Source organism: Bacillus sp. JJ1764 (assembly GCF_036962145.1).
In the GTDB taxonomy this organism is placed as follows: Bacteria; Bacillota; Bacilli; order Bacillales; family Cytobacillaceae; genus Neobacillus.
Map to the genome: position 1 here is coordinate 6,022 of NZ_JBALNY010000122.1, position 4,738 is coordinate 10,759.

General features: G+C 39.3%; 4 protein-coding genes. 3 read left to right on the top strand and 1 reads right to left on the bottom strand.

Annotation, left to right across the window (positions count from 1 at the left end; all coding sequences use genetic code 11):
• Positions 1-56 precede the first annotated feature (56 nt).
• Positions 57-833, bottom strand: coding sequence for a hypothetical protein (locus V7083_RS16665; RefSeq protein ID WP_335479883.1), 777 nt, complete (start codon positions 831-833; stop codon positions 57-59).
• A 272-nt stretch (positions 834-1,105) separates the two neighbouring features.
• On the opposite strand from V7083_RS16665, the gene mgtE reads away from it, so the two are divergent.
• The 3 genes from mgtE to V7083_RS16680 all read left to right on the top strand — a co-directional run bounded on the left by mgtE (position 1,106) and on the right by V7083_RS16680 (position 4,463).
• Positions 1,106-2,464 carry a magnesium transporter gene (mgtE, locus tag V7083_RS16670; RefSeq protein WP_335479885.1) on the top strand — a complete coding sequence of 453 codons (1,359 nt, stop codon included), beginning with the start codon at positions 1,106-1,108 and terminating at the stop codon, positions 2,462-2,464.
• An 84-nt stretch (positions 2,465-2,548) separates the two neighbouring features.
• Complete coding sequence (locus V7083_RS16675) at positions 2,549-3,733, top strand: FtsW/RodA/SpoVE family cell cycle protein (RefSeq protein WP_335479887.1); 1,185 nt, start codon at positions 2,549-2,551, stop codon at positions 3,731-3,733.
• Between the two features lie 136 nt (positions 3,734-3,869).
• Complete coding sequence (locus V7083_RS16680) at positions 3,870-4,463, top strand: DedA family protein (protein WP_335479889.1); 594 nt, start codon at positions 3,870-3,872, stop codon at positions 4,461-4,463.
• Positions 4,464-4,738 lie beyond the last annotated feature (275 nt).

Genomic DNA, 4,738 nt, shown 5'->3' on the forward strand with positions numbered 1-4,738 from the left:
GCGCTTGCGCCTGCGGGTCTCCCCTAAAAAAAGAAATCTCCCCGGGATGGAGAGATTTACATTAGATTCAGCTTCCATTCTTTCGTTTTTCTATCAAAAATAATTTTCGCATGAAATGGCTCATTCAAAATATTCTGATATTCATCGTACATATCATCCATATTTGCAAAATCCCCCATCACCCAGACAGGAATTTCTACCCGGTTTCGCTGGACATCGGCAGCCCGTAAAGAAATACAAATTCCCTCCTTAAGAAAGGGTGTTAACGATAACAGGATTTCTTTATTAACCGGCGGATATGTACGTTTTTTTCTTAACCCCAGCAGTGACTTTTCCGGCTTCAGTTCACCCATTTTAGAAGCAATTACTTCACTAAACAGGTAGAAAAAATCCTTAAAACTTCGATAATACGTTTTATTAAACCAGCCATCATCATGTGCCAGATAGACAAACCGGTTATCAAGCTTTTTATAAAACGGAGATTTCAAATGCTGTTTATGGTGACCAAGATAAAGCAATTCTGCCATTTCCTGCCCCGATAATTCATTTAGGACTTCTTCTTCAGTAAAATCAATCCAGCAAAAATCTCCATAGCTATAAACATCTTCAGCAGCCAATCTGTTAATTCTGTCTTCAGGGCAATATTCTAACAGTGTGTGCCTGTTAAAATCAGCATCATCAAAGCGGTGTTTTAATAAAAGTAAGTGGTTTAAGGAACCCGCAAAAGTGGCTGCAAATTCATCGAATTCAATACCGTAGGATAACACATACTGGTCCGTTTGATTTAGATGAATATAAATTAGATCCCGTATGTCCTGATGATGCTTTTTCACAGCAAAACTCCTCCGATCAACCACATATATTTTAACCTTTTTGAAAGTTTCCATTAAACTTCCAGATATTTTTATTCATACTCAATTATTTTATCAAATAATAGGATAAATTGCTTATTTCATTTTTTTTACAAATAAATTGCAGATTTATCAGACTAAATACAATTCCTCTTTATTCAATTTTCGAGGATAATATACACATACTATAATTAAGTTACTTCTACCTCTCTATTTTATTATATAGAATTTCTACGAAAGGAGGATGAGCCAGTATGATTAAAAATATGTCGCATGAAGAACTAAGCCTTCAGATTATTCGGACCCTTACCGAAAATAAAAAAGAAGAATTTGATCCGATTCTCGAGGAATTGCAGCCCTATGATGTGGCCGAAATATATAAGTCATTGCCAGAACAGCACAAGCCAAGATTTCTATTATTTTTAAAATTTGATGTTTTGGCTGACCTCATGGAGGAGCTCGAAAAAGAGGAGCAGCTAGAATTATTAAACATGCTGGGAATTGAAAAATCCAGCAAAGTTTTAAACCTTATGGATAATGATGATTTAGCTACACTGCTTCATGAATTATCCCCTAAAAAAAAGGATTCGCTGCTTTCAGAAATGAAGATAGAGGAATCTAATGCAGTAAAGGACATCATGAAGTACCCTCCGGAAACTGCCGGAAGAATTATGACCAATCGCTTCGTTTGGATTCGCACTTATTTCACTGTCAGAGAAGCAGTAGATAAGCTAAAATCATTTGCTGAGTTTGCGGAGTCGCTCAACTATTTATACGTCATCAATGAAGAAAGCAAGCTGGTTGGCGTTGTCTCTTACAGGGACTTGCTGTTGGCAGAGCTGCATGAAAAAATTAGCGATATTATGTATGAGCGGGTTATTTCTGTTACCGTCAAAACAGACCAGGAGGATGTAGCTAAAACGGTTGAACGGTACGACTTCATTTCCGTTCCGGTCGTGGATGAGCAAGATGTTCTCGTTGGAATTATTACTGTCGATGACGTCATCGATGTCGTGATAAAAGAGGCCAATGAGGATATTGAAAAACTGTCTGCATCCGGAAAAGCGATTGATTTTGAAACAAAGACACTTGTCGCAGCTGCAAGACGACTGCCTTGGCTGATTTTATTGTTATTCATCGGGCTTATTTCAGGCCGGATTATCAGCAGCTTCGAAGAAACCCTGCAAAAGGTGGTTGCTCTCGCTTTTTTTATGCCAATGATTGCTGGAATGACCGGAAACACCGGGACACAATCCCTCGCAGTAGTCGTACGGGGGCTAATCTCTCATGATATTGATAAAAAAGTGATCATTCGCTTAATTTTACGAGAATTAGGCGTTGGAATCTCCATTGGGTTGACCTGTTCCCTTTTAATCGCAATTATTGCTTATATCTGGCAAGGCAACTTGATCCTGGGCTTTGTAGTAGGATGTTCGCTTTTTTTCACGTTAATTATTGGTACTCTTGCCGGGACCATCATTCCACTAATGTTGTTTCGATTGCGAATCGACCCTGCCGTGGCATCTGGGCCACTGATCACAACATTAAATGATATCTTTTCGTTACTTACTTATTTCGGCATTGCCACCGCTTTTTTAAAGCATCTTATGTAAAATATATGAAACCTTTTATTGGTTTAAATCGTTATATTAATGGATGCTATGTAATTTTTTACCTTAGAAAAACGGGTGTGACAAATGAATAAACACATGAAAAAAGTGGAACGGTTTGATTGGGCCCTGACATTATTGTTATTTTTATTTTTTCTTATAAGCTGTGCTACTATTTATAGTGCGCAGGGCTCTGGCCAATACGGGGCCAATTTCTTATTTATGCAGATGGTCTGGTATGTCGTTGGGGCCTTGATTATTTCCGTAACCATTCTTTTTGACAGTTATCAATACAGAAAGCTCTCATGGATTTTATATGGCTTTGGTATATTTTTGCTGATTGCCGTTTATGTGGCTCCAGTATCCATCGCTCCGATTCGAAATGGGGCCAAAAGCTGGTTTGTCATTAGGGGGATCGGTCAAATTCAGCCTTCGGAATTTGTTAAAGTCTTTTTAATCTTGACCTTAAGCCGCATCATTGCCAGCCACCATGAAAAATATTTGGATAAGTCATTACAAACTGATTTTATGCTGCTAATGAAACTAGGCGTAGCCACCGCTGTGCCGCTTGGCTTGATCATGTTGCAGCCTGACCTTGGAACCGGGCTCGTGCTTTTGTCGATCCTAACAGGAATGATTTTTATATCGGGGATCACTTGGAAAATCATTTTACCCATCTACGGGTCCGGTGCATCATTGATGGCCCTGATCTTATATCTAGTGATTCAGAAGCCTGAGTTTCTGGAAAAATATGTGCACGTGAAAACCTATCAATTTAATCGAATTTATGCCTGGCTAGACCCCACAAACCATTCCACCGACTCGAGCTATCACCTAATGAAATCATTGACCGCAATTGGCTCTGGATTGTTGTCCGGCAAGGGATTTAATCAACGGCAGGTATACATTCCTGAAGCCCATACTGATTTTATTTTTAGTGTCATTGGGGAGGAATATGGATTTGTCGGCGGCAGTATTGTGATTGGCATGTACTTTTTATTAATTTACCATTTAATTAAGACTTCACTGGATACCAATGATCCGTTTAATGTATATATCTGTACCGGGATTATCAGTATGATTACCTTCCATGTTTTCCAAAACATCGGAATGACCATCCAAGTGCTCCCGATTACCGGCATCCCGCTGCCATTTATCAGCTATGGGGGCAGCTCATTAATGGGGAATATGTTTGCTATGGGCATCGTATACAGCATCCATTACCATCACAAGAATTATATGTTTTCAACAAAACAATCATTGAGTCAATGACCTTCTTTAGCAGCGCGGTCCGCTGCTTTTCCTTTTTATAAGGAATGGGAAATGAAGGCTCGCCATATATATTTCAATATGAGACAAACTATTATAAACTAGAAAGAGTTGAAAAAATTTTAAGTGTAGGTGTGTTATGACAGAATATATTTATAGCATTTTAGAGTTTCTATCCCAGTTAGGTTATTTCGGAATTGCCCTAGGCTTAATGATTGAGATTATCCCCAGTGAAATTGTGTTAGGTTATGGCGGGTACATGATTTCCCTTGGACACATAAATTTTGTCGGCGCCGTCATTGCCGGAACCATTGGTGGAACTATAGCGCAATTATTCCTGTATTGGGCCGGCTATTACGGCGGTCGTCCGTTTCTGGAGAGATACGGAAAATATGTGCTAATAAAAAAGAAACATATTGATGTCGCGGAACAGTGGTTTCATAAGTATGGAGCAGGAGTTATCTTTTCCGCAAGATTCATCCCTGTCGTCCGTCACGCCATTTCCATCCCGGCCGGCATCGCCAAAATGTCAGCCACCCGGTTCACCCTTTATACCGTAGCTGCCATTGTACCCTGGACCATCCTATTTCTTTATCTAGGAACCGTCCTCGGCAAAAACTGGTCCCATATCAAGGAATACGCCCAACCCTACGTCATGCCATTTATCATCGCTGCGATCGTAATAGCAGCCATTTACTTTATAATTAAAAGAACGAAGAAAACCACCGATTGAATGGTGGTTTTCTTAATTATAAGATCATTATAGTGCAATGAAGGGCACTTCTATAGAAAAAGCAATGGCTATGAACGACAGATTTACGGAAAGACTATTTCGATTTGTCTGTCACTACCACTTTGAACGACAGTTTTGCTGAACAGCCATTTGGATTTGTCTTTCAATACTGCTATGAACGACAGCCTTACTGAAAATTCAATTGGATTTGTCTTTCACTACCACTTTGAACGACAGGTTGACTGAAAAATCACTTGGATTTGTCTTTCAACCCT

Bases quoted from the DNA above. Each gene is read 5' to 3' on its own strand.
- V7083_RS16680 (WP_335479889.1), top strand. From the start codon at position 3,870: ATGACAGAATATATTTATAGCATTTTAGAGTTTCTATCCCAGTTAGGT.
- mgtE (WP_335479885.1), top strand. From the start codon at position 1,106: ATGATTAAAAATATGTCGCATGAAGAACTAAGCCTTCAGATTATTCGG.
- V7083_RS16675 (WP_335479887.1), top strand. From the start codon at position 2,549: ATGAATAAACACATGAAAAAAGTGGAACGGTTTGATTGGGCCCTGACA.